The sequence below is a fragment of the Psychrobacter sp. TB55-MNA-CIBAN-0194 genome (assembly GCF_040309505.1).
Classification (GTDB): domain Bacteria; phylum Pseudomonadota; class Gammaproteobacteria; order Pseudomonadales; family Moraxellaceae; genus Psychrobacter; species Psychrobacter fozii.
On the sequence record NZ_JBEOOW010000002.1, the window covers coordinates 1 to 22,558 of the forward strand.

Sequence of the window (22,558 nt, forward strand, 5' to 3'; positions counted from 1 at the left end):
GGCCGACCGCGACTCGAACGCGGGACCAATTGATTAAAAGTCAACTGCTCTACCAACTGAGCTATCGGCCCTGAAGAGCGTATAAAAAAGCACTGGCTTTTTTAACTCTACAAGTGAATTTACAGTTTCGTAAATTCGGTGAAGTTTTCTAAAAGAAATCTTCTTAAACTTTGTGACTTATTATGCCGCTACCTGATAGGGTAAGGTACACAACAAGCGTAATACTAAATATGGTGGGCCGACCGCGACTCGAACGCGGGACCAATTGATTAAAAGTCAACTGCTCTACCAACTGAGCTATCGGCCCTGAAGAACACATAAAAAAGCATTGCTTTTTAGTTCTACAAGTCAAAGTTCTTTAAACAAAAACTTTGTTAATCAAACTTAATTTTAATAAGCACATTAAGTTTGTTTCAACGTTTAAATATTTTGTATCCCTAAACGTGAGAGCACATTATATATATTATTATGACAATTACAACCCTAAATGATAAATAAAGTGCAAATATTAGAAAAAAAGTTATATTTCTTCAGGATTTCGCTATTAGAGCCGTTTCAGACCCTAATTATAATGATTCAGCTCGCTTGTCATTCACTATTAATCTCTAGAGAGGGCATCCACAGGGTCAAGTTTGGCAGCATTACGGGCAGGCAAGAAGCCAAAAACAACCCCGATGAGCGTTGAGCATACGAAGGCTGCAATAATAGAAGTTGATGAATAGATAACTTTAAAACTATCGCCGCCCAATCGATTGATCAATTCACCGATGGCAAAGGCCATGCCAATACCCAGTAAGCCCCCTAAAATACAGACCAGTACCGCTTCTATCAAAAACTGCTGCATAATATCGCTTTGCCGTGCGCCTACGGCCATTCGTACTCCAATCTCGTTAGTACGCTCGGTCACAGATACCAGCATGATATTCATAACGCCAATACCACCAACTATTAATGAGATAACAGCAACGGATGAGATAAGCAGCGTCATGGTGCCTGTCGTCGATTCAATGGTCTGACGAATAGAATCTGAGTTACGAATCTCAAAGTCATCTTTGCCATGACGACCTTCTATTAAGTCGGAGATAGCAGACTCAGCAGCGCTAGAGGAGATGCTATCATCTAACAACGCAATAAAACGGTCGATATTAGCGCTACCAGTAATACGTGACATCACGGTGGTGTAGGGCATATATATGGTAGGTGTGGTAACGTCTGGACCAAAACCACTGTCGCTTTCCTCTAAGACGCCAATGACTCGCCCAGGTACACTGCCAATAAGTAGTACTTCACCAACTGGGTTTGCAACGTCTGAAAAGAAGGCTTCTTGAGCATTGCTATCAATAATAATGTCTTGACTGCGCAGGCTGATACTTTGCGCATCAAAACCTTGACCCAGTGCCAATGTCTCACCGGTGACTCCTAGGTAGTATTCCCCCACACCATTGACAGTTGAGCTCTCTTCTACACCGCGATAACGCACACTAGAGGTGGCGTTCACTTGAGGGCTGACATTAACGACATAAGGTTGATTGCCGACCGCTTCTGAGTCTTCTGGCGTGAGGTTGTCATCATTGTAACGGCGTCTTGGGTCGCCTCTAGGGTAGCCGTCATTCACTGTTATAGTATTGGTACCGAGTGAGCTAATATTTGCGAGAATTTGCTGTTGCGAGCCTTGACCTAAACCCACAATAGACACAACTGCTGCAATGCCGATAATAATACCGAGCATGGTCAATAGAGTGCGCATCTTGTGTGCACGCATGGCAAGCAAGGACATCTTAAAGGCTTCGAGCAAACGATCGACAAAGCTACCAAAGGCGCTTTTTCGATGTTGGCTCAGAATAGGCTCAGGCTGTTGAGTTGTCGGTTTATAATGCTCAGTTTTATAATCAGCAATGACATAACCGTCTTTCAGCTCAATCACGCGTTCGGCTTGGGCGGCAAGTTTGGGGTCATGGGTAACCATAATGATGGTATGACCTTGATCATTTAGGTCGTGCAGTATAGCCATCACATCTTCGCCAGATTTACTATCTAGCGCACCCGTTGGTTCATCGGCTAAGATAACATCGCCACCATTCATCAGAGCACGAGCAACCGAGACACGCTGCTGCTGACCACCTGAGAGCTGGCTAGGTCGATTGTTTACCTTTTCTCCCAGTCCTAAGTCTGTCAGGAGCTTTTCGGCACGATTGATGCGTGCCTCAGTATTCATGCCAGCATATACGGCAGGGACAGCGACGTTGTCTTTGGCATTGATATCACCGAGCAGATGATAACGCTGAAAAATAAACCCAAAGTGCTCACGGCGCAATTTAGCCAGTTCATCAGCATCTAGCCTGTTTGCTGATTGGCCATAAATTTTATAATCACCAGCTGATGCTTGGTCTAAGCAGCCCAAGATGTTCATTAAAGTGGACTTGCCTGAACCTGATTGTCCGATAATAGCAACCATTTCACCTTGATTGATGGTCAGGTTGATATCATGCAAGACTCGAATGGTTTGCTCACCAGCAGGGAACTCTCGAATAATCCCCGACAGCTGCATAATAGGATTATCAGCGATGGAGGATACATTATTCTTTGGGGTTTCTGCTGAGACGTCAGTGCTCATAGGCGACGGTTTAGAAGATTGAGATATAGTCATAGCAATGTCTTTAATCAAGTGTCGTGAGCGTCGGTGCAGCAGAGCTGATTTGTACCAGCTCTATTACAATCAACATATACAAAGAATAGGTTACATGCCTGGAATGCCACCACCGCCAGGTCCACGCCCGCTACCTGATTTTTTAGTGCTCTCTCCACTGATGATAACTTCCTCGCCTTCTTTTAAACCACTTAATATTTGCGCATTTACTCGGTTGTCGATACCTACTGTTACGGCTCGTTCTTCGACGCTACCGTCATCTTTTAGCACTCGTACATATTTGCTGGTTTGGGCTTGGCCTTCTACTTTCTTTTTAGCAGCCCTTTCTTGTACGACCGTTGATGGTACAAGCAGTGCATCTTTGGCTTCATCAATAATGACATAGATTTGAGCAGTCATATCAATGCGGAATAATCGATCAGGGTTTGGCACTTCTACATAGCCGACATAGTAGATTGCAGAGTCCGTTGAGCTGGTCTCACTAATCTCCTCAGGTGCTGGCTCAATGGCTGTCAAGGTCGCATCATACTGTTTGTCTGGATTACCAATGATATTGAAGTAAGCAGGCATGCCAGCACTGACGTTAATGACATCAGCTTCGGAGATTTGTGCATTGATACGAACCGTTGATAAATCGGCTAGGGTAACCAGAGTCGGCGCCGTTTGATTGGCGTTGACGGTCGTGCCTTGTTCGGTTGTGATAGAAACGACCGTACCGGATATAGGCGCACGAATAGTGGTATAGCTGAGATCTTCCTCTGCGGTACTTACGTTCGTCTGTGATATGCGTATGGCTGCCTGCTGACTATTAATATTAGCATCTGTGGTAGCGATTGCTGCTTTTGCTGTATCGATGGCAGCGCGTGCATTAGCAACGGCTGCTTCGGCTGTCTCAACGCTAGTTGCTTGCGTGTCATACTCTTGCTGAGAGATGGCATCAATGGCAACCAAAGACTGCAAACGAGAAAAATCGGACTTTGCTTGCTTCAGCTCAGACTGACGGCTGGCAAGGTCGGCATAGGCGCTTTTTAGACTGGCTTGCTTGCTTAGTGCTTCTGCTTTTGCACTTTGGAGTGCGGCTTCACTTTGCTGAAGGCCAGCTTGTTGATTGCTTAAGTTATTGTTTTGAGTGACTTGATCAATTTGCGCGATCAAATCGCCTTTCTGTACCTCATCACCCACTTCCACATAGAGACGTGTTACTTCACCAGAGACCTGTGCACCGACATCAACCGTATTTAAGGCTTTGACTTTGCCTGAAGCCATGACATTTTTTTCAATATCGCCGAGCTCAACCGTGGCAGTTAAGTAGTTTGGGCCTTCTTCTTCTGGCTTCAACGTAGCATAAGCCAACGCCACCAATGCGGCAATAATCAGGACAATGACGCCCCATTTGATAGCAGATTTTTTGCTTATTTTGCGCATAACAACAATCCAATCACAGTAAACTCAAGTATGGTTATAGTAGATGCTTCATCCCTAAAAGGGAATGGCAATTAGTTTAAGAAAGGTTAAGGTGTTTTTGAACGTGGTGGGAATAGAGAAATAATAGAAGTTGAGTGATGAATAGTAAAAACGGGTGAGTCTGAGAATGATAGAAAGGGTAGAAGCTGTGCTAGAGATGGTGATAGGTGTCACTGTCTAAAGCGTCGCATTTGCTGCAAGACAGGAATGGCGATAGTGATAGATATTTATCGCGCAGTAAACAGACGCTTTCCCGCTAGCTCTAATGCCGCTTGTAGTAATAGCACCCAAGCTGGCTGACAAACCAGTCCTTTGATGGCTTGGTCACAACGGTATAAGAGCGCAGAAGATACTTTTAGATCAACCGCTACTTTCTTTTTATCCGTCCATGGCACAAACTTCATTAATATGAGTACCATCTATAAATGCCCGCTCAAGGCCTGAATCTGTGATTAGGGTCTGTTGAAGTAATCGGTAGATCACGGCAAGGACAGCCAACGCGCATATGATAAAGACGCCTCCAACCGTTTGTCTCACATTCTCTTTGTTATAAACATTAAGTTCCAGTAATATAGGTTTCAGTCTGGTTCAGTGTTCATCTTTGAGTATTATGCGAGGCATAGGAAACGAGGTCTTTTGGCGTGAGAACTTAAAGATTAACGGTTTGCTATTTTTATCATCACCTTATGACCAATGTTTAACACGCCCTAAAGGTTTGTTGGGTAGTCTGCGTCATACAATCCAGATATAAAGGAATATAGAAAATGGAAAATATTACAATTCTTGGTGCTGGGACGATGGGGCATTCAATTGCTTTATCAGCAGCATGGGCCAACCAAACCGTAAACATATACGGCATCGATGAATATGATCTTGAAAACGCTGTTAAAGGCTTGAACAATAAGCTCAAGGTAATGACTGAAAACGAGCTGTTTACATCCGAACAAATGAACGAAATTAGACAACGTATCCAATTTACTACTTCCCTAGAAGAAGCAGTGTCGGAGGCAACTTTTATTATTGAAGTTATCCCTGAGGTTTTAGATTTAAAAAAAGAGCTATATAGCAGGTTGGAAGCGTTAGTTAAAGACGATGTAGTGATTGCCAGTAATACCTCAGGATTTACACCGAGTATATTAGCGGCGGATATGCTGCATCCTGCACGTTTTGTTGTAACCCATTTCTGGAACCCAGCTCATCTCATTCCTTTGGTGGAGGTGGTAAAAGGCGAGCATACAGATGCAGTTACAGTCCAGCGAGCAATGGATGTTTTAATGTTGATGAACAAAAAGGCGATAGTACTTAACAAAGAAATCCCAGGGTTTATTGGGAATCGTTTGCAGTATGCACTGTTCCGGGAAGCACAAGCATTATTAGATGCTGGAGCTGCTTCAAAAGAAGATATCGATGCTGCTGTGACTTATAGTATAGGCCGCCGGCTGCCTGTGACAGGGCCACTGATGTCTGCGGATATGGGTGGGCTAGATGTCTGCTCGTCTATTTCCAATTATTTATTCGAAGATTTGTCGACAGATCAACGTTCAGGTAAAGTGCTGTCTCAACTTGCGAATGAAAATAAGCTAGGAGATAAAACAGGAGAGGGCTTTTATTCGTGGGAACCAGATGTGTCGGCGAAAATGAATGAAGAACGGGAAAAAACACTGATTTATTTCCTCAAAAATGATTTGAAAGCAGGAATATAAAAATTAAAGTAGGAGCTGTCCTCATTTTTAGCCCATTGAGGCTATTTCGTTCAGATTGAGGACACGCCCTAGATAACCAGTTCAGTTCCTGCGTGACCCATAGTTTTAGCTGATGTAATTGACGTTTTGGGTCACTGTAGTTAAAACGCCTATCACATTAATTATTCAAAATAGATGGAAATACTCTTTTGAATAATTAATGAGTCAGTGGTATCAAGCTCTGGCGTTCGGTATGAGACAAGCATAGACGCTTAGAATGATTAAACTTACTATTTCTAACGTCGAACTGTCTAAAAAACAATCTCTGCCAGTGCCATGATCGAATATCAAACACTAAGTTATTGAATTTTTCCAACCCATCAAACGGTAAACAGACGCTTTCCTGCTAGTTCTAGCGCAGCTTGCAATAGTAACTCCCACGCTGGCTGGCGAACCAGTCCTTTGATGGCTTGGTCACAGCGGTATAAGAGCGCAGGCCATTCAGCCGTTTGCGTTTTTGATTGGCGACGGCAGGCTTGTTGATATAACCCTTGTTTGCTGCGCCAAATGCCAAGCGTTTGCGGATCTTGTCCGTCCATCAGTTGTATAATCTGACGCATGTCTTTACTAATTGCCCATAATACTAAGGTCGTTGGCTCATCAGTCGCTTTGAGTTGAAAGATGATTTTTGCCACTTGTGCACTATTACCTGCCAGCATCGCATCCGACAAATCAAACACGCTAAATTGAGCGTCACTGACCAATGCTGCTTGTAAATCTGTGATATCGAGTGCCACAGTATTTGTAGGCTGTGCAAAATCGCCAGCTGTTTCGGTATCTTCATGAGGAGCCATTAACTGCGGCGCAAACAGATAAGACAGTCGCCACAAGGTTTGATAAGCACTTAATAGATGATGCTCAGTATGTGACATCAGTAGTTGCCATGCTTCTTGAGACAGCCGTAACCCAAACTTTTGAGCCTGAATCTGCAATAGCTGCTGCCGTTGCTGCTCGTTGTATAAATTACAATCAATGATGTGACCGTATTGAGAAAATGGCGCAAACCACTTACTGCTCTGGCTACGTTTGTCTTGCTTAGGCGTAAGCCATAATACACTATGACCGTGTGTACCTGCTTGTGCTTCAATCGCAAAGCGTTCGAGCTCAGCAATGACAGTTTTATCGGGTTTATGATTGCCGGTCACGATTAAGGCGCTGGCATCATCAAACAATGATTGGCTACCCAACTCTGACAGTACTTCTTGCCAGCTTTTGACTGATATCAGCTCTATGCGCTTGATGGCATAATTCTGCGCGCGCCAATGTGGACGCAGCGCATCGATGAGCCATTGACTAAGCAACGGCTCATCACCGTGCGCCAGCCACAAGCCCGCTACTGCAACGGAGGGTTGTAGTAGTTTTGGATAGGCTTGTATAAAGGTATCTTGCATAAATAGATGGGTAGTACACAGGTTAATAGAAATAAGTATGGAACGTATCGTAATGAGACGTTAAGGCGTTGGTACGACCACGGCTGTCGATGATGAGCCATTGCCGATTTTTACTGGTGTTTTAGTGCCAGTAGACGGTACTTTAGGCAGAGAGATAGCAACGTACTGATCAGTGATACGGCGTGCCAAGCTGTCATAGAGCCATTCGCGAATTTGATCGCCTTGCTGATCATCCGTACTCACCGAGGCGTCATTGTACTGATAGCTACGCTCGATTTGGATAGGATTGCTCAGTGTAACGGGCTTACCATTTTCAGTGGTTTGATAGCTAACATCTGCTGATATGATCAAGCGAATCTCTGTTAATACACCGACTAATTCATACTGTCTAAAGCGCAGGTTGTTGACGCTGATAACAGAAACAGGATCAGCGCTGGCTTGTTTATTATTAAGCGCAACGTCTGCGGCTGTCATGTTACTAATAACATCGACACCTAATGTTTCTAGGCGTCGCGTTAATGGTAGCTTAAGCGGGAAAGCGGTGCGATTGTCTTCGATAATGACCGCTGTTTTGGCAACATCGAGGAGCATCGGCGCATCATAACCACGTAGCTGAAAGCCGCAACCACTAAGCGCAGCCGTTGCACCGAGCACTGTAAACATCGGCAGTGCAGTAAGTAATGCAGTTACTAGCTTTTGTCCGCCGGACTTTTTTGCAGTAGGGCTTTTGCTACTTGATAGGGCTTGCTGCTTATACGACATAATCGCTATCCTCAAATGATAAGAAGGCTTAGATAGAGTATCTACTAAGCCTAAAATATCTAACCTACAACCACGATATTCACGAGTTTATTCGGGACGACGATTTCTTTTTTGATTTCGCCAGTGATGAATTTTGCCACGCTTTCCATGGTTCGAGCTTGTGCTTTTAGTTGCTCTGGATCGCTATTCGGCGCCACATCCATCTTACCGCGCATTTTACCATTGACCTGTACGACCATCGTGATCATATCCTGCACCAGTGCAGCTTCATCCACGGCTGGGTAGTTTAGCGTGACGGTGTCTAAGCCTAACTGCTCAAGTAAGTGCTCACCAACGTGCGGTGCATACACTGATAACATGATAAGCAAGTCAGTCACAGCCTCGTGCTGTACTTTTAGGTCTTGCTCATTAGCCGCCTTAAAGCTCGTAAGCTCATTGGCAAGCTCCATGAGGCTCGATACTGGTGTGTTCAATGCCAAACGATCACCCAAATCATTATCAATTTTGGCAATGGTTTCATGAGTTTTGCGACGTAGGTTTTTGGCTGCTTTGCTCAAGTCGTTAGTGTTCAATGCTTCACTATTCAGCGTCGCAAGATCTAAGTTCGCTGCACTAAGCGCTTGCGTGTGCTCTGTTGCCAGACGCCAGACTTTTTTGACGAAATTATAAGGGCCTTTTAGCGCATCGTCTGACCATTCTAGCGTTTGATCAGCAGGCGCAGTAAATAGTGTGTACAGACGAACCGTATCAGCACCATATTTGTCGATGGTGATTTGTGGATCGACACCATTGTTTTTTGACTTAGACATTTTTTCGATTTTGCCAATGGTCACTGGCTGTCCATCAGTCTTTAAGATGGCTTTGATCGGTTGACCACGCTCGTCATAATCGATATCGACATCTTCGGTAAAGTAATAAGTAGTACTGCCATCAGCGTTGACACGATAGAAAGTACCTGCAAGTACCATACCTTGGGTCATCAAGTTGGCAAACGGTTCGTTTCCTGAGACTAAGTTTTCGTCACGCATAAGTTTATGGAAGAAACGTGCGTAAAGTAGATGCATAACCGCGTGCTCAACACCGCCGATATATTGGTCGACAGGTAGCCATTTGTTTGCAGCAGATTTGTTGACCATGCTTTGCGCATCATTTGGGCTAGCAAAGCGCGCATAGTACCAGCTTGACTCAACAAAGGTGTCAAAGGTATCGGTTTCACGCTCAGCAGGGTTGCCACATTTAGGGCAGGTGGTATTTACAAATTCTGGAATGTTTTTGAGTGGGTTACCGCGGCCATCAGGAACGACATCAGTCGGTAGAATGACTGGCAAATCTTGCTCTTCGACAGGTATCGTACCGCAATGTTCGCAATTGATCATTGGGATAGGGCAGCCCCAATAGCGTTGACGCGATACACCCCAATCACGTAAGCGATATTGGATTTTTTTCTTGGCCAATTCTTGTGGCTCAAGCTTGGCAAGCATTGCTTCGAACGCTTGTTCGAAATCTAGACCATCAAATTCGCCTGAATTGACTAAGGTATTGCGTTCAGTATAGGCAAGATTGATTTTAGTATCATTCGCTTTGGCATCTGCTTCTGCTTCATCAAAATAACCAGCAGGTACATCGATAACTTGCTTAATAGGCAGGCTGTATTTGGTCGCAAACTCATAATCGCGATCATCATGTGCCGGTACTGCCATGACCGCGCCTGAACCGTAGCTCATTAGGACATAGTTGGCCACCCAAACAGGTACTTCTTCACCCGTCAATGGATGCGTTACGGTGAGACCTGTGTCCATGCCGATTTTTTCAGCTTTGGCCAAGTCAGCTTCAGCGACTGAGCCTTTTTTGCATAGGGCACAAAAATCTGCAATCGCTTCATCATTCTCAGACGCATATTGTGCAAGTGGATGCTCGGCGGCAACCGCGACATAAGTCACACCCATCAAGGTATCAGGGCGGGTAGTGAACACGTCTAAAGTGTTTGTTTCACCAGCCAATTCGTATGGGAAATGCACTTCCATACCCGCACTACGACCAATCCAGTTGCGCTGCATGGTCAATACTTCAGATGGCCAATGACCTTCCAAATCGTCCAAATCATCCAATAGCTCATCGGCATAATCAGTGATATTGAAGTAGTACATTGGGATGTCGCGCTTTTCGACTGCAGCGCCACTGCGCCAGCCTTTGCCATCGATGACTTGCTCATTGGCCAAGACAGTATTGTCAATCGGATCCCAGTTGACTGTCGCTAGCTTTTTGTAGACTAAGCCTTTTTTGTATAACTGCAAAAACAACCACTGCTCCCACTGATAATACTCAGGGCTACAAGTGGCAAATTCACGTGACCAGTCAATAGATAAGCCCAGCAATTTAAGCTGTGCACGCATGTTGTCAATATTGGCAAACGTCCATTTGGCAGGTGGTGTTTGATTGGCAATCGCAGCGTTTTCCGCTGGCAGGCCAAAACCATCCCAACCCATTGGTTGCATGACTTCATAGCCTTTGAGGCGATAGTAACGGCTCAGTACGTCCGAGATAGTATAGTTACGCACATGGCCCATATGCAGCTTGCCACTTGGGTAAGGGAACATAGACAGCATATAACGACTTGGCTTGTCGCTAGGCTCATTACCTACTTCATAGCGCTTATCAGTTGCCCATTTGGCTTGTTGCGCCGCTTCGATAGCTTGTGGGTTATAATAATTGTTTTCTGCTTGGTCAGATGTCACAGTATTACTCATAGTGGGCTCGAAATTGGTTAATACAGATAAAAAATAGGTGGAATTCGACAATGCCATAGCATAGCGTAATTTGGCGAAAATTGCGATTGATTGTGAAGTTGTTATAGTCGAAAATAGTAGGCTAATCATCGTAAGTTAATGATATTCCTATTACCTATACAGTAGATATAACATGAGTGAAATTATTCTTAAGCAACCTGTCAGCGTGCTCAATCGAAAAATAAGCTTTGATATTAAAGATTTTTTTATTCAGGCATCTAAAACAGCTGTTCAAGCTACTGCTCAAGGGGTAACTGGAAACTTAATAGGTAGTGCAGCGACGATTGTTAAAGGTGTATTTGATATATCTAAGACTACAGAGCTTGATTTAAAGGTTGAAGAGTTAGCATGGTTGCTTATTGCCCGTTCCCTAACTCAGGCTATTACTGAGATGCTAACTAGCGATCAGGATTTATTCGGTAGTAATATTGATGAAGCAGCGATAACAAGTGTCGCTACTAATATAGAAAATAAGATTAATGAGTCAGAAGTTGCTATAGATAACGATTTTTTTGAAGCGCCTCATCATTTAGCTCTATTAGATGACTTGGAAATGGTTTTAATTGAATGGCTTCAGCAACTAGGACTTGATGAGGCCAAAGCCAAATCAACTTATGAACGTCTGAAAGGTCAATTTTCTTTTTCACTTGATAAAGAATGGTTAACTAACGCTTCACAATACACCTCAATTATAGATCAATTAAATACGCCATTTACGAAGGCTACTGTAAAGCAGAGAAGCATTAGGCATTATCGTTCGTGGCTACAGCAACAAGTTAATGAGCGTATGTTTGATGAAGCATTTGGGTTAAAACAGATATATGTTCCCTTGAGAGCTTACTATGTGAAACCAGAGGAGCAAGATGAAAAGATAATTGATCAAGAACTGATAGAACCTTTAGGTATTGAAACCCATAAACACATGAATAAAATTGTATGCAATTTAGAGAGTGAAATTCAGGAATGGCTGAAGGAATACAATGAGCATGATACGTTAAGAGTTATCAGTGGAGGTCCTGGTTCTGGTAAGTCGTCATTTACTAAAATATTAGCTGCTAATCTATCTGAACAATCAAATATACCAATCTTATTTATCCCTCTACATCATTTCCATCTCAGTGACTATCTACTAGAAGCTATTAAGAAGTTCGTCGACAATCAACTAATACTTTCTCATGCAAATATGACTGAAGAGAAAGGTTTGTTACTTATATTTGATGGTTTAGATGAGTTATCTATGCAAAGTGGTACTAACGCAGCAGAGGTATCAAACAGATTTATTACTGAAGTGCAAGATGCCTTAAGAGAAAGAAAAAACGTTCATTGGAAAGCAATTATTACAGGCCGTGAATTATCTATTCAGTCTCAACAGCATAAGCTTAAGAAGCCAAAAACTATCTATTATTTATTGCCTTATTATGTTGATGAAGAAAATAGAGAAGATTTCAATGATGCCAATAGCTTATTGATGACTGACCAGCGTAGTGAGTGGTGGCAAAAATTGGCTGAGTTGAAAGGTTGTAAATTTGATGATATACCAACAGAGTTAGCTACTAAACATTTAGAGCCTATTACTACCGAACCGCTACTTAATTATCTTGTGTCATTAAGTTATTTGAAAGAAGACGGTATTGTATTTTCAGAAAATACTAATTTAAATGAAATATATGCCGATTTATTAGATTCAGTACATGAGCGCAAATACACGGATAGCGGTACACACAGAAGTGTCGATAATATGGATAAGAGAAAATTCATACGTATTCTACAGGAAATTGCTCTAACGGTCTGGCATGAGAATGGGCGAACTGCTAGCGTTAGCCAGATTACTGAACAATGTAAAAAGGCTAATATTGATAGCTACTTCAAAGAGTTTACTAAGGACGCAGAGTCAGGCGTTATCCGCCTATTGATGGCATTTTATTTTAGAAAGTTTGATGGAAACAATAGCGATGAAACTTTTGAGTTTACTCATAAAAGCTTTGGTGAGTATTTGACAGCAAAACGAATAATGCTTGAACTGTCTAAAATGTTAAATGAAGTAGAACGGTTTAAAGAAGAGGCTGACTCAGGTTGGACATTAGAAGATGCATTTGGAAAATGGATAAGTGTTTGTGGACCTCAAAGAATAGATATATATCTAAGAGAGTTTTTAGCAGGCGAAATCCAAATATTAGCTAGTACTGATGCTGGTTTGCAGAAGATAAGCAAGTTTCAAGAGCTACTTGTAGAACTTATACAGATGGCTGTAAATGGCCAGTCGCCTGTCAAAAAATTAGGTCTAGATAGCTTCAGTGAGGATTTAGAGTATAGTTGCAATTCTGAAATTGCATTGTTAGAGCTTCATTCCTTATGTGCAAAACGTACAAAAAAGATAATTAAGAATGTATCTTATAAAGAGCAGGAATCATTTGACGTTTGGTTGGCTAGATTGAATTATTTAGGAAAAGCATGCTTAAATCATCTGAACTTAGCTAACCTTACATTTAAGAATAGTTTTAATAAATGTGACTTTGATTCAACTATATTAGATGGTAGTTTTCTAATGTTTAATAAAATTCAGGGGTGTAATTTTAAAGAAGTTAGTATGAAAGAGTCATTTTTGGTAGGTGTTAATTTTAATGATGATAATTTCTTAAATGTTAATTTTTCTGAAGCAAGAATTATAGATACAGAATTTAGAAACAGTAATTTGAAAAAATTGATTTTTGAAAACACAGTTTTATTGAAGATTGACTTTAAAGAATGTAATCTCGAAAATATAGATGTATCTGAAGATTCGTTTAATATTGCTGGGCAAGTTAACTTTATTGATTCTAATCTTGAAAATGCAAACTTTAAGAATGCTAGCATTGGGAATATGAGATTTATTGATTCAAATATTGTAAACGGTAATTTTGAAGGCACGAATCATGAAGAGGCTTATTTCAAAGGTTCTAACCTAAAGGGTACTATTTTAGAAAACATATACACGTCAGAAGAGAAATTAGAGGAAGAAAAATGACCATCACTATTTACGGTATCAAATCATGCAGCACGATGAAGAAAGCATTTACTAAGCTTGATGAACTAAACGTCAATTATGATTTTCATGATTATAAGAAACAAGGTGTTGATAAGAAAACAGTACAGCGTTGGGTAAATGAGCTAGGCATTGATAAAGTACTGAACAAGCGTGGCACCACATGGCGTAAGTTGACTGACGAGCAAAAGCAATCAGCTGATGCCAATGTAGATAACGCGATTGACCTGCTAGTAGAGAATACCAGTATGATTAAGCGTCCGATTGTAGAAGGTCAGATCGACGATAAAAACCAAGGTCAGTCGATATTACTGTGCGGTTTTGATGAGGCTGTATTCGATATAACTTTTCCATAAAAAAGCTATCACTTTGACACGTTATAAACTATGATTCCATCAATGGAATTAAGTTTGCTCGTTTATAATGTTCAAGGATAAAATCATGAAAAAACTATTACTAATAGCCGCCCTTGCAGCAGCACCTCTCATGGTCACAAGCGTGCAAGCGGCGGACACTTCTACTAAGATTACCTTCGCAAAAGACAGCTATTGCGGTAGCTTTACAGGTAACATTAAAAACGGAAAAGTGTTTCGTCTATGGCTTGCATCAGATCAAAACTTAGTGATTCGTAATGTTGGTGATGACCGCATCAATATGGCTTATGTCTCAGGGCCAAGTGGTCGTTTGGATGGTGATCGCTATGACAATGAAACTTCTTACATTACTGAGAGTAAAGGCAATCATTATATGAAGGTTTATGGCAATAGTAGCCATAGTTCTGTCGAGTTCTGTGCTTATTAAATTTCTCTCGTTTAAATGAGCATCGATAGACCATAAAAAAGCCCGATCTTGGTATCCAAGCTCGGGCTTTTCAGTGTTAGTATCAGTGTTAGTAATTATAGGCTGCTAGCGCAATTATGAATCCAATTCACGACTGATTAATGTACCGACACCTTCATTGGTGAAAATCTCAAGCAAAGTAGCATGAGGCACACGGCCATCGACAATAACAGCGCTTTTTACGCCGCTACGTACGGCATCAAGCGCACACTGAATTTTAGGAATCATGCCACCTGAGATGGTGCCATCTTCGATTAAGCTGTCGACTTTCTTTGGTGTTAGTCCAGTCACGACTTCGCCATCACGACCCAATACGCCTTTGATGTTGGTCAGCAGCATTAACTTTTCGGCTTGCAAAAACTCTGCGACTTTACCTGCGACTAGATCAGCATTGATGTTATAGGTATTGCCTTCGGCATCGACGCCGAGTGGGGCGATGACAGGGATAAAGTCAGACGCAATAAGCATATTAATCACGTCTTTATTGACACTGACCACATCACCGACGAACCCTAGGTCTATAGGAACAGCGATACCATCTTCGCCGATTTTTTCCATCTTTAACTTTTTGGCTAGGATTAAGTTGGCATCTTTACCAGTTAGGCCAATCGCGCGTCCACCATGCTTATTGATTAAGCTAACAATCGATTTATTGACGCCGCCGCCTAACACCATCTCGACGATATCCATGGTGCTTTTATCAGTGACTCGCATACCATCGATACGTTTAGACTGACGACCAAGCTCTTTTAACAAGTTATCCACTTGCGGGCCACCGCCATGTACGACGACAGGATGCATGCCAACGGTTTTTAACAAGACGATATCGCGGGCAAATGAGCTTTCAAGCGCAGGATCAGTCATCGCATTGCCGCCGTATTTGACGACGATGATCTTATCGACAAAGCGCTGGATATAAGGCAGTGCCGTGGTCAATACTTCAGCGGTGTTTTTGGCATCATCTAAGTTAAGCGTCATTACAAACTCCTAAAGTACGGTTTTGAGCGGGTTGGTTATTTATGCGATACAAATCTATCGCCACTATAGTCATTCCACTATAAAAGCATTACAGCGTTAACCTCGCTTGAGGTATCACATATACATCTGCACTCGGTTGCCTTGTACTACTTTTAAATTGAATCGACCATATCCATATCGTCAATATTATTGATAAGGCCATAGTGTGTTTAATACAATTATTCGGCAGGAATAGCGACAATTTTGGCTGCCAATTCTTTATCAAATGGGCGACATAATGCGGCAAATTTTGCCTGAATATCTGTTAGATCATCGATGCTATCACCAGCAAAGCGTGCCGTCAGATGGTGACTGGTGTTTGATTGGCGCAGCACCCCAAAGCCATGTGGAAAATCCAAACGAACGCCATCGATACAGCTCAGCGTTGTCCCTATGGGCATTAAGTCTCTGGCTTGCTTGAGTGTTAAGTGAGGCTCTACCACTGAGCAGTAACAATCTAATAGCAGGTCAGTATTTATCAAATGATGGTCAGAATCTGCTGCTGTCGCTTCCAAAATTTGGCGTAAATAACGACAGAATCTGGCCAGCTGTTCTACGAGTGAATACTCTGTGCCAAAAGTTGTTGGCATTGGCAAATAATGATCCGCTGTACTTACCATTGCAGGTAGACTTTCCGTAATGTCTGTCAGTGCTCGTTGGCTATCGACCTGATTGTCAGTAGCCAACCAGTGCAACAGTCGTAATGCTGCGTACATGGCATCATCATAAACAATAAAGCGGCTGTCATTAAAGATAAAGTGCCCTGATAACTCTCCAGCAAAGACAATTTGATAATCAGAGCGCTGTATCTGTTGGCGCATAAAACTGCTACCCGTTCTACTCATTACAGGTGTTGCATCAAGATCAGATAATAGCTTTGGTAAATGATGTGAGCATTTAATATCAAAAAGGACTTGAGGTGAGCGTTGCGAGCTTATTGAGTCTGTATCGTATACTGAGTCTGCATCAGATAAAGTGTCAGGGCGTTCAGCGATAGCCACTTGCGCTAATAGGTATAGCAAATGATCAGGCGAGACGACTTTGCCGTTGGTATCGACGATCATCAGTCGATCGCCATCACCGTCAAAGGCAATTCCTATATCTGCTTGATGGTGAAGTACGTTTTGCTGTAATTGTGTGAGGCGGTGCGGTTCAGTAGGGTCAGGGTTACCAGAGGGAAAGTTGCCATCTGCTATGTCATTCATCATGATGACATCTTGGCAAAAATGGCCAAATAAACGCTGCGCAATAGCGCTGGTCGCGCCATGCATACAGTCAATAACGACTCGAAAATCAAGTTTAGATAAGGGTTGCTGAGTAACTTTTGAATGTGGTCTATTTGAATGTGGCTTACTGGATTGATAGATCTGCTGAAAAACTTGAGCGATTGCTTCAATATAAGCCGTTGCTATGTCCTCAGTAGATAAGCCTGTATCCTGAGTATTTTGCTTGAGAGTATTCGCTTGAATGACGCTATTATTTTTTGAATTGCTTTTAGTCAACTGATGATAAAGCAATTGAATCTCTGAGCTACTAGGGGATTGGTGGTTTACCAACCATTTGATGCCTAAAATCTCTTTAGCAGAATGACTGGCCGTCACAATGATGCCATGCCCCTGATATTGCTCTGCCCAAAAGACCATCATTGGCGTCGTAACGAGACCTAGTTGCACCACTTGCAAACCACGTTGAGCCAATATATCAGCGAGTTTCTGTGCAATAGCATTACTACCATTACGCACATCATAACCAATAACAATAATGGTTTCTAAAGAAGTTAACGATTGCGTTAGCAGGCTGTCTTTTGAATCGCTATCTTCTGATGTGCAGAGTAAATCACTATAAAGGTTAGCAAAAGCATGGCCGAGTGCTTGTATAAAGTCAGTGGTGAAATGCTGGCGTGAACCACGAATATCATAAGCACGAAATAAGGATTGCTGCGCAGCAAAAGATGGCATCGCTTACTCTCCTTATAATCGTGGTTATGATGGTTGTGGCTATTATTGTTAATATCGTAATTGTTATTATCGTGATGAGTAACAATAAATAGTTAAAACGGTAAATCAGTAATAGTTACTGATTGACTACTGGCGACCTGAATGTCCAAATCCACCAGCACCGCGTTCGCTTTCATCACTGAACTCTGTTACCACTGAAAACTCAGGGCGGGCAACAGGTACAACGATATATTGTGCCATACGCTCTGCTGGATTAAGCACAAAGTCTTCGTTACTGCGATTCCAAATACTAACCATCAGCTCACCTTGATAATCAGCATCAATCAGCCCGACCAAATTACCTAAAACGATACCGTGTTTATGACCGAGACCTGAACGCGGTAAAATCATACCTGCATAATTAGGATCTTGGATATAAACGGCGAGACCTGTGCCGATTAAGTGTGTTTTACCTGCTTTAATGGTTAATGGCTCATCTATGCAAGCGCGCAAGTCGATACCCGCACTGCCATCGGTGGCACGAGTCGGAAGAGAAAATGCTGCGTCTTCAGTAATTTTAGGGTTGATAACTTTAACTTGTACAGCTTGCATAACGAACTCACTTAACGATTTGATGGTTTTTAAATTATGGTTTTGAACAAAGCTTATTCAATATTTTGAAATAATGACGATGTTTTTTAGAGCTCAGTATTTGATTATAGTATTAATACGCTGGCTAAGCCTAAGAATGACATAAAACCGACGATATCAGTTACGGTGGTCAAAATAACGGAAGCAGATAGCGCAGGGTCGATATTCATACGTTTGAGCATCAGCGGTATACTGATGCCAGAAACGTTTGCGGCCGTCATATTAATCGCAATGGCAAAGCCTATGACCGCACTAATCTTAATATCATGAAACCACAGCTGGGCAATAAATGCCATGATTATAGCCCATATGATGCCGTTTATCGCGCCGACCCACAGCTCTTTGTTTAATAGCCACACGCGGTTAGAACCACCTATTTGACCCATAGCCATACCGCGAATGACAACGGTAAGGGTCTGAGATCCGGCGATACCACCCATACTGGCAACCACAGGCATGAGTATCGCTAGCGCCACGACTTGTGCCAATACTTCTTCAAACTGTCCAATCACTGCTGCAGCCAATAGGGCGGTACACAAGTTAATACCTAGCCAAACACTACGGCTTTTGGCGCTGGTTAGAATAGGGGCAAATAGCTCTTCATCTTGACTAACACCCGCCAAATTTTTCATGGTGCTGTCGACATCATCTTGGATAATCTCCATGATGTCCTCACCATTTAGCTGACCGACCAGCTCGCCATGGCTATTGATTACAGGGGCGAAGCGAATATCTTCTGAACGGAAAATCGCAGCGGCATCTTGGATATCTAAGCGATCATTGATCGTAATGGCGGTGTCAATCAATTCGGATACTAAAGTGGTTTGATGGTGTTTAATCAAATCAACCAAACTTAGTAGACCGAGTAGTTGCTGGCTTTGATCAACGACCAACAGCTCCTGACTCTCATCATCAAGCAAGTCGTCATTCTCTCGTAGCCAGTGTTGCACTTTTTCTAGCGTAATGTCTTCTCGCACCTGAATAATATCAGGATCCATATAGCTACCAACTTCCCAATCCTCATAAGTATCGAGTTTGTTGACTTGAACACGGGTCTCTTCGTCTAGCGTTGCCATGACGGAGGTACGTACGCTCTCGGTCACAGTATCCAAAATCTCAGAGATGTCTTGTGCATCGAGGTCTTGGGTAAATAAAGAAATCTCTTTTGAAGAGATGTTTTCCATCAACGGCTGGCGAGTATCGACATCTAGCTCAGCGAGAACTTCACCTTTAATACTCTCTGGAACCTGCGCCCAAATTAAGAGCCGGTTTTGAGTCGGAAAAGACTCTAGTAAGTTGGCGATCTCATATTCAGACTGCTTTGTTAAAAACTCGGTAATGGCTTCATATGCCTTATCAGCCACCAGCCCCTGCAGATACAGCAGCTTATATTCAGCATTATATTCAGCTGGATTGTAATCTCCCTGTAGCGTAGATGGTCGTTCTTGATTCGGCATAGGGGTAGGCATAAAATTTCCAAGGTTTTCAAAAAATATAAATAACAATAACGACTAAAATAGTCATTTTTCGCCCAGTCTCAGGCGTGTGTTTTCAAGCATTCTTATGTAGGCATTTTCATTAAGACTAGCGATTGCCTAATAACGCTCTAATATTTGCCAAATACTCATCAGCAACAGCTTCTGGGTCTTTGGTGGCTTTTTTCTTTTTCGCTTTGGCTGGCCAGTCGATATGATCTTCTGGTAACTCATCTAAAAATCGCGACTCTGACGTAATGCGCATCTGACCACCTGCACGGCGCTGTGTGGCTAGCGTCAATGTCAGCTCACGACGAGCGCGAGTGATACCTACGTACATCAATCGTCGTTCTTCTTCTACGGTTTCGCTGAGAATAGAGTTGCGGTGCGGTAGCATCTCTTCCTCAAGTCCCATGATATAAACGAAATCAAACTCCAAGCCTTTTGCCGCATGCAAAGTCATTAAGTTGACCTTGTTGGTATTTTCTTCTTCTTGCTGCTGCTCGAGCATATCAAGCAATACCAGCTTACGAATGATGGTATCAATCGTGCGATCCTCGTCTTCTTCGGCGCGATTAATCAAAGATTGAATACTGGTGTAGAGCATATCGATATTATCAATACGATTTTTTTCTTGCTGCGGTGTTTTGGCATCACTGCGCACAAAGTCAATATAACCTGTCTCATCGATCATTTGACGTACGATTGGCACAGGGTCGGGGTGTTGGTCTAACTCACGAGTATAGTGCTCGATAAATTCACCAAACTCTTTTATGGTGCCATAAGATTTAGACGGTAACACATGGGTTAAGCCAGCATGCGTACAAGAGGCCAACAGCGATATGCTGTGCTCTTGCGCAAACAGACCAAGTTTTTCAAGCGTTGCTGGTCCCATACCACGCTTAGGCGTATTGATAATACGCAAAAACGCGCTGTCATCTTCAGGGTTCAAAATCAGACGCAGATACCCCATGATATCTTTGATTTCACTACGTGCAAAGAAAGACTGGCCGCCAGACAGTTTATAAGGGACTTGTAGCTGACGCAGTTGCGCTTCTAACATCCGCGCCTGAAAGTTACTGCGATAAAGGACAGCATATTGCTCCCACTCATTACCGAAGCGCAGTTTATGAGTGACGATTTCTTTTGCCACGCGTTCGGACTCATCGTCATCATTACGGCAGTTGATAATACGAATTTTTTCGCCTTGACCTTTATCTGACCACAGTTTCTTTTCAAATAAATGCTCATTATTCATAATGACTGCGTTGGCTGAGGTCAAAATACGAGTGGTTGAGCGGTAATTTTGCTCTAGCATGACGATCTTTAACTTTGGAAAATCTTCCTTCAGCAGTGCCATGTTTTCAGGCTTTGCCCCGCGCCACGCATAGATAGATTGGTCATCATCGCCAACCACGGTAAAGCGACCTTGCGGGCCAACCAAATACTTAATCATTTCATACTGGGCCGTATTGGTATCTTGATACTCATCGACCAAGAGATAACGAATGCGGTTTTGCCATTTATCACGTAGCTCTCTATTTTCGCGCAATATTTTCGTTGGTAAGACAATCAAGTCATCAAAATCGACAGCGTTATAAGCACGCAGATTACGCTCGTATAATGCATACAACGTGGCAAAAATCATATCTTCTGGATCGTCTAACGTTTCCATTGCTTTGTCAGGATCAATCAGATCGTTTTTCCAGTCGGAAATCATTTTGATTGCTTTACCAACCAACTCACGACTTTCAGCGCCACTTAGGTTGTCACGCATCATCAGCTCCATCAGCAGTCGCTTGCTGTCGTCGCTGTCCATGATAGAGAAGTTACCCTTTAGCGGGGTATGAATCAGCTCGTAGCGCAAAAACTGTAGGCCGAATTGGTGAAAGGTCGACACGGTCAGACCACGCATTTTTTCACTTGGTAGCAGTTTACTGACACGGGCTTTCATTTCACGGGCAGCTTTATTGGTGAAAGTCACCGCCGTGATGCGCTCAGCAGGCATGTCGCATTCTTCGATCAGGTAGGCAATTTTTCGGGTAATTACGGACGTCTTACCGGAGCCTGCACCTGCGAGGACAAGTAACGGACCAGATACGTAGAGCATGGCTTCTTGTTGTTTGGGATTGAGTTGACTCATAACGTAACCTGTAAGACAAAAGCAAAAAAAGAGAGTGGCACTGATGGCGGCATCATTAAATATACGCCGATTGCCTTATTAATATGAGTGTCATGATGATGTTTTAATCAAAAAACACCCAATAAAGGCAATAAAATTAAGTGGGTTATTATAAAGCAAAAACATGAACTTTGGGGAATGAGTTGGGTGAAGAGCAGGGGTTTAAAGGCTGAATTTTTGACCATATTTACAATTACGGCCTATGATAATTCATAAGATGGATTTGATGTTAATATAAGGTAAGACCCCTATCATAATTTTTGATAAAAAAAACATGTTTTATTACATATAAAATGACCGTCCAATACAGTTAAAAACTAGCTTTTGGACACCGAAATGCGTATAGTACGTACATAATTTATGCCAGTTGTCTCGTCATTATTGACTACGTGTAATGAGCTATTAAATCAATTAAGTAAACTATCGAATATGATATTGATTTAATAAGTTGATCTTACGTTTTTAGAAGATGCGTTAGACGACCAGCCATCTTTCCGTGCGTATATCGGAATCCCTGCCGTTGGTTATGTCTGACATCGTCGTCAATACACTTGATAATTGGTTGTTACTAGCAAAATACCTAAAATGTGACTTAATAACAGTTGCTTAAATAAAGCGACTGAATGACAGTCGCTTTGTGTT

The 22,558-nt window shown here is 42.4% G+C and carries 15 protein-coding genes, 1 tRNA gene and 1 pseudogene; 4 read left to right on the forward strand and 13 right to left on the reverse strand.

What is annotated here, in order from left to right; translation table 11 throughout:
* Positions 1 to 231: 231 nt before the first annotated feature.
* The 5 genes and pseudogenes from AAEY75_RS02655 to AAEY75_RS17520 all read right to left on the reverse strand — a co-directional run.
* Positions 232 to 307 (reverse strand) — tRNA-Lys (locus AAEY75_RS02655).
* 291 nt (positions 308 to 598) lie between these two features.
* On the reverse strand, positions 599 to 2,614 hold the full coding sequence (locus AAEY75_RS02660; protein WP_502944366.1) for a MacB family efflux pump subunit: 2,016 nt from the start codon (positions 2,612 to 2,614) through the stop codon (positions 599 to 601).
* A 123-nt stretch (positions 2,615 to 2,737) separates the two neighbouring features.
* Entirely contained in the window at positions 2,738 to 4,072 is a 1,335-nt protein-coding gene (locus tag AAEY75_RS02665; RefSeq protein ID WP_352258258.1) for an efflux RND transporter periplasmic adaptor subunit, read from the reverse strand.
* A 266-nt stretch (positions 4,073 to 4,338) separates the two neighbouring features.
* Positions 4,339 to 4,530 carry a hypothetical protein gene (locus AAEY75_RS02670; RefSeq protein ID WP_352258260.1) on the reverse strand — a complete coding sequence of 64 codons (192 nt, stop codon included), beginning with the start codon at positions 4,528 to 4,530 and terminating at the stop codon, positions 4,339 to 4,341.
* A pseudogene (locus AAEY75_RS17520) lies at positions 4,517 to 4,693 on the reverse strand (IS5/IS1182 family transposase); the annotation flags it as partial. The pseudogene AAEY75_RS17520 and the gene AAEY75_RS02670, both read right to left, overlap by 14 nt.
* Positions 4,694 to 4,875: 182 nt before the next feature.
* Between AAEY75_RS17520 and AAEY75_RS02680 the strand changes: the two are divergent.
* Positions 4,876 to 5,814 (forward strand): 3-hydroxyacyl-CoA dehydrogenase family protein, encoded by a 939-nt coding sequence (locus tag AAEY75_RS02680; protein WP_352258262.1) that lies wholly within the window; start codon positions 4,876 to 4,878, stop codon positions 5,812 to 5,814.
* Positions 5,815 to 6,173: 359 nt separating this feature from the next.
* Here AAEY75_RS02680 and holA read toward each other — a convergent pair whose 3' ends face one another.
* Genes holA through leuS form a run of 3 tightly spaced genes read right to left on the reverse strand, consistent with a single transcriptional unit; the run spans position 6,174 to position 10,753 of the window.
* Positions 6,174 to 7,244 carry a DNA polymerase III subunit delta gene (gene holA / locus AAEY75_RS02685; protein WP_352258264.1) on the reverse strand — a complete coding sequence of 357 codons (1,071 nt, stop codon included), beginning with the start codon at positions 7,242 to 7,244 and terminating at the stop codon, positions 6,174 to 6,176.
* A 60-nt stretch (positions 7,245 to 7,304) separates the two neighbouring features.
* Complete coding sequence (locus AAEY75_RS02690; protein ID WP_352258266.1) at positions 7,305 to 8,006, reverse strand: LPS-assembly lipoprotein LptE; 702 nt, start codon at positions 8,004 to 8,006, stop codon at positions 7,305 to 7,307.
* A 59-nt stretch (positions 8,007 to 8,065) separates the two neighbouring features.
* On the reverse strand, positions 8,066 to 10,753 hold the full coding sequence (gene leuS / locus AAEY75_RS02695; RefSeq protein WP_352258268.1) for a leucine--tRNA ligase: 2,688 nt from the start codon (positions 10,751 to 10,753) through the stop codon (positions 8,066 to 8,068).
* A gap of 172 nt (positions 10,754 to 10,925) precedes the next feature.
* Here leuS and AAEY75_RS02700 point away from each other — a divergent pair, with 172 nt between their 5' ends.
* The 3 genes from AAEY75_RS02700 (at position 10,926) to AAEY75_RS02710 (ending at position 14,615) form a co-directional block, all read left to right on the forward strand.
* Positions 10,926 to 13,796 (forward strand): pentapeptide repeat-containing protein, encoded by a 2,871-nt coding sequence (locus AAEY75_RS02700; protein ID WP_352258270.1) that lies wholly within the window; start codon positions 10,926 to 10,928, stop codon positions 13,794 to 13,796.
* Positions 13,793 to 14,170, forward strand: a complete 378-nt coding sequence (locus tag AAEY75_RS02705) for an arsenate reductase (protein ID WP_352258272.1) — start codon at positions 13,793 to 13,795, stop codon at positions 14,168 to 14,170. The genes AAEY75_RS02700 and AAEY75_RS02705 overlap by 4 nt, the downstream gene beginning before the upstream one ends.
* A gap of 85 nt (positions 14,171 to 14,255) precedes the next feature.
* A complete protein-coding gene (locus AAEY75_RS02710; RefSeq protein ID WP_197133099.1) occupies positions 14,256 to 14,615 on the forward strand; it encodes a hypothetical protein in 360 nt (119 codons plus the stop codon).
* Between the two features lie 114 nt (positions 14,616 to 14,729).
* On the opposite strand, the gene argB is transcribed toward AAEY75_RS02710, so the two are convergent.
* From argB to AAEY75_RS02735, 5 genes are all read right to left on the reverse strand, one after another.
* Positions 14,730 to 15,632: an acetylglutamate kinase gene (argB, locus tag AAEY75_RS02715; protein ID WP_197133096.1), complete on the reverse strand. Its 903-nt coding sequence runs from the start codon at positions 15,630 to 15,632 to the stop codon at positions 14,730 to 14,732.
* Positions 15,633 to 15,850: 218 nt separating this feature from the next.
* Complete coding sequence (locus tag AAEY75_RS02720) at positions 15,851 to 17,629, reverse strand: phosphohexomutase domain-containing protein (protein WP_352258274.1); 1,779 nt, start codon at positions 17,627 to 17,629, stop codon at positions 15,851 to 15,853.
* Positions 17,630 to 17,755: 126 nt separating this feature from the next.
* The gene (dut, locus tag AAEY75_RS02725; protein WP_197218282.1) at positions 17,756 to 18,220 is read right to left on the reverse strand and encodes a dUTP diphosphatase; all 465 of its coding nucleotides are present in this window, start codon (positions 18,218 to 18,220) and stop codon (positions 17,756 to 17,758) included.
* Between the two features lie 104 nt (positions 18,221 to 18,324).
* Positions 18,325 to 19,728 (reverse strand): magnesium transporter, encoded by a 1,404-nt coding sequence (gene mgtE, locus AAEY75_RS02730; RefSeq protein WP_197218284.1) that lies wholly within the window; start codon positions 19,726 to 19,728, stop codon positions 18,325 to 18,327.
* Positions 19,729 to 19,843: 115 nt separating this feature from the next.
* Positions 19,844 to 21,877 carry a UvrD-helicase domain-containing protein gene (locus AAEY75_RS02735; protein ID WP_352258276.1) on the reverse strand — a complete coding sequence of 678 codons (2,034 nt, stop codon included), beginning with the start codon at positions 21,875 to 21,877 and terminating at the stop codon, positions 19,844 to 19,846.
* Between the last annotated feature and the right edge of the window lie 681 nt (positions 21,878 to 22,558).

Coding starts and splice junctions, on each gene's coding strand:
- AAEY75_RS02660 (WP_502944366.1), bottom strand. CDS start 2,614: ATGAGCACTGACGTCTCAGCAGAAACCCCAAAGAATAATGTATCCTCC.
- AAEY75_RS02665 (WP_352258258.1), bottom strand. CDS start 4,072: ATGCGCAAAATAAGCAAAAAATCTGCTATCAAATGGGGCGTCATTGTC.
- AAEY75_RS02670 (WP_352258260.1), bottom strand. CDS start 4,530: ATGGTACTCATATTAATGAAGTTTGTGCCATGGACGGATAAAAAGAAA.
- AAEY75_RS02680 (WP_352258262.1), top strand. CDS start 4,876: ATGGAAAATATTACAATTCTTGGTGCTGGGACGATGGGGCATTCAATT.
- holA (WP_352258264.1), bottom strand. CDS start 7,244: ATGCAAGATACCTTTATACAAGCCTATCCAAAACTACTACAACCCTCC.
- AAEY75_RS02690 (WP_352258266.1), bottom strand. CDS start 8,006: ATGTCGTATAAGCAGCAAGCCCTATCAAGTAGCAAAAGCCCTACTGCA.
- leuS (WP_352258268.1), bottom strand. CDS start 10,753: ATGAGTAATACTGTGACATCTGACCAAGCAGAAAACAATTATTATAAC.
- AAEY75_RS02700 (WP_352258270.1), top strand. CDS start 10,926: ATGAGTGAAATTATTCTTAAGCAACCTGTCAGCGTGCTCAATCGAAAA.
- AAEY75_RS02705 (WP_352258272.1), top strand. CDS start 13,793: ATGACCATCACTATTTACGGTATCAAATCATGCAGCACGATGAAGAAA.
- AAEY75_RS02710 (WP_197133099.1), top strand. CDS start 14,256: ATGAAAAAACTATTACTAATAGCCGCCCTTGCAGCAGCACCTCTCATG.
- argB (WP_197133096.1), bottom strand. CDS start 15,632: ATGACGCTTAACTTAGATGATGCCAAAAACACCGCTGAAGTATTGACC.
- AAEY75_RS02720 (WP_352258274.1), bottom strand. CDS start 17,629: ATGCCATCTTTTGCTGCGCAGCAATCCTTATTTCGTGCTTATGATATT.
- dut (WP_197218282.1), bottom strand. CDS start 18,220: ATGCAAGCTGTACAAGTTAAAGTTATCAACCCTAAAATTACTGAAGAC.
- mgtE (WP_197218284.1), bottom strand. CDS start 19,728: ATGCCTACCCCTATGCCGAATCAAGAACGACCATCTACGCTACAGGGA.
- AAEY75_RS02735 (WP_352258276.1), bottom strand. CDS start 21,877: ATGAGTCAACTCAATCCCAAACAACAAGAAGCCATGCTCTACGTATCT.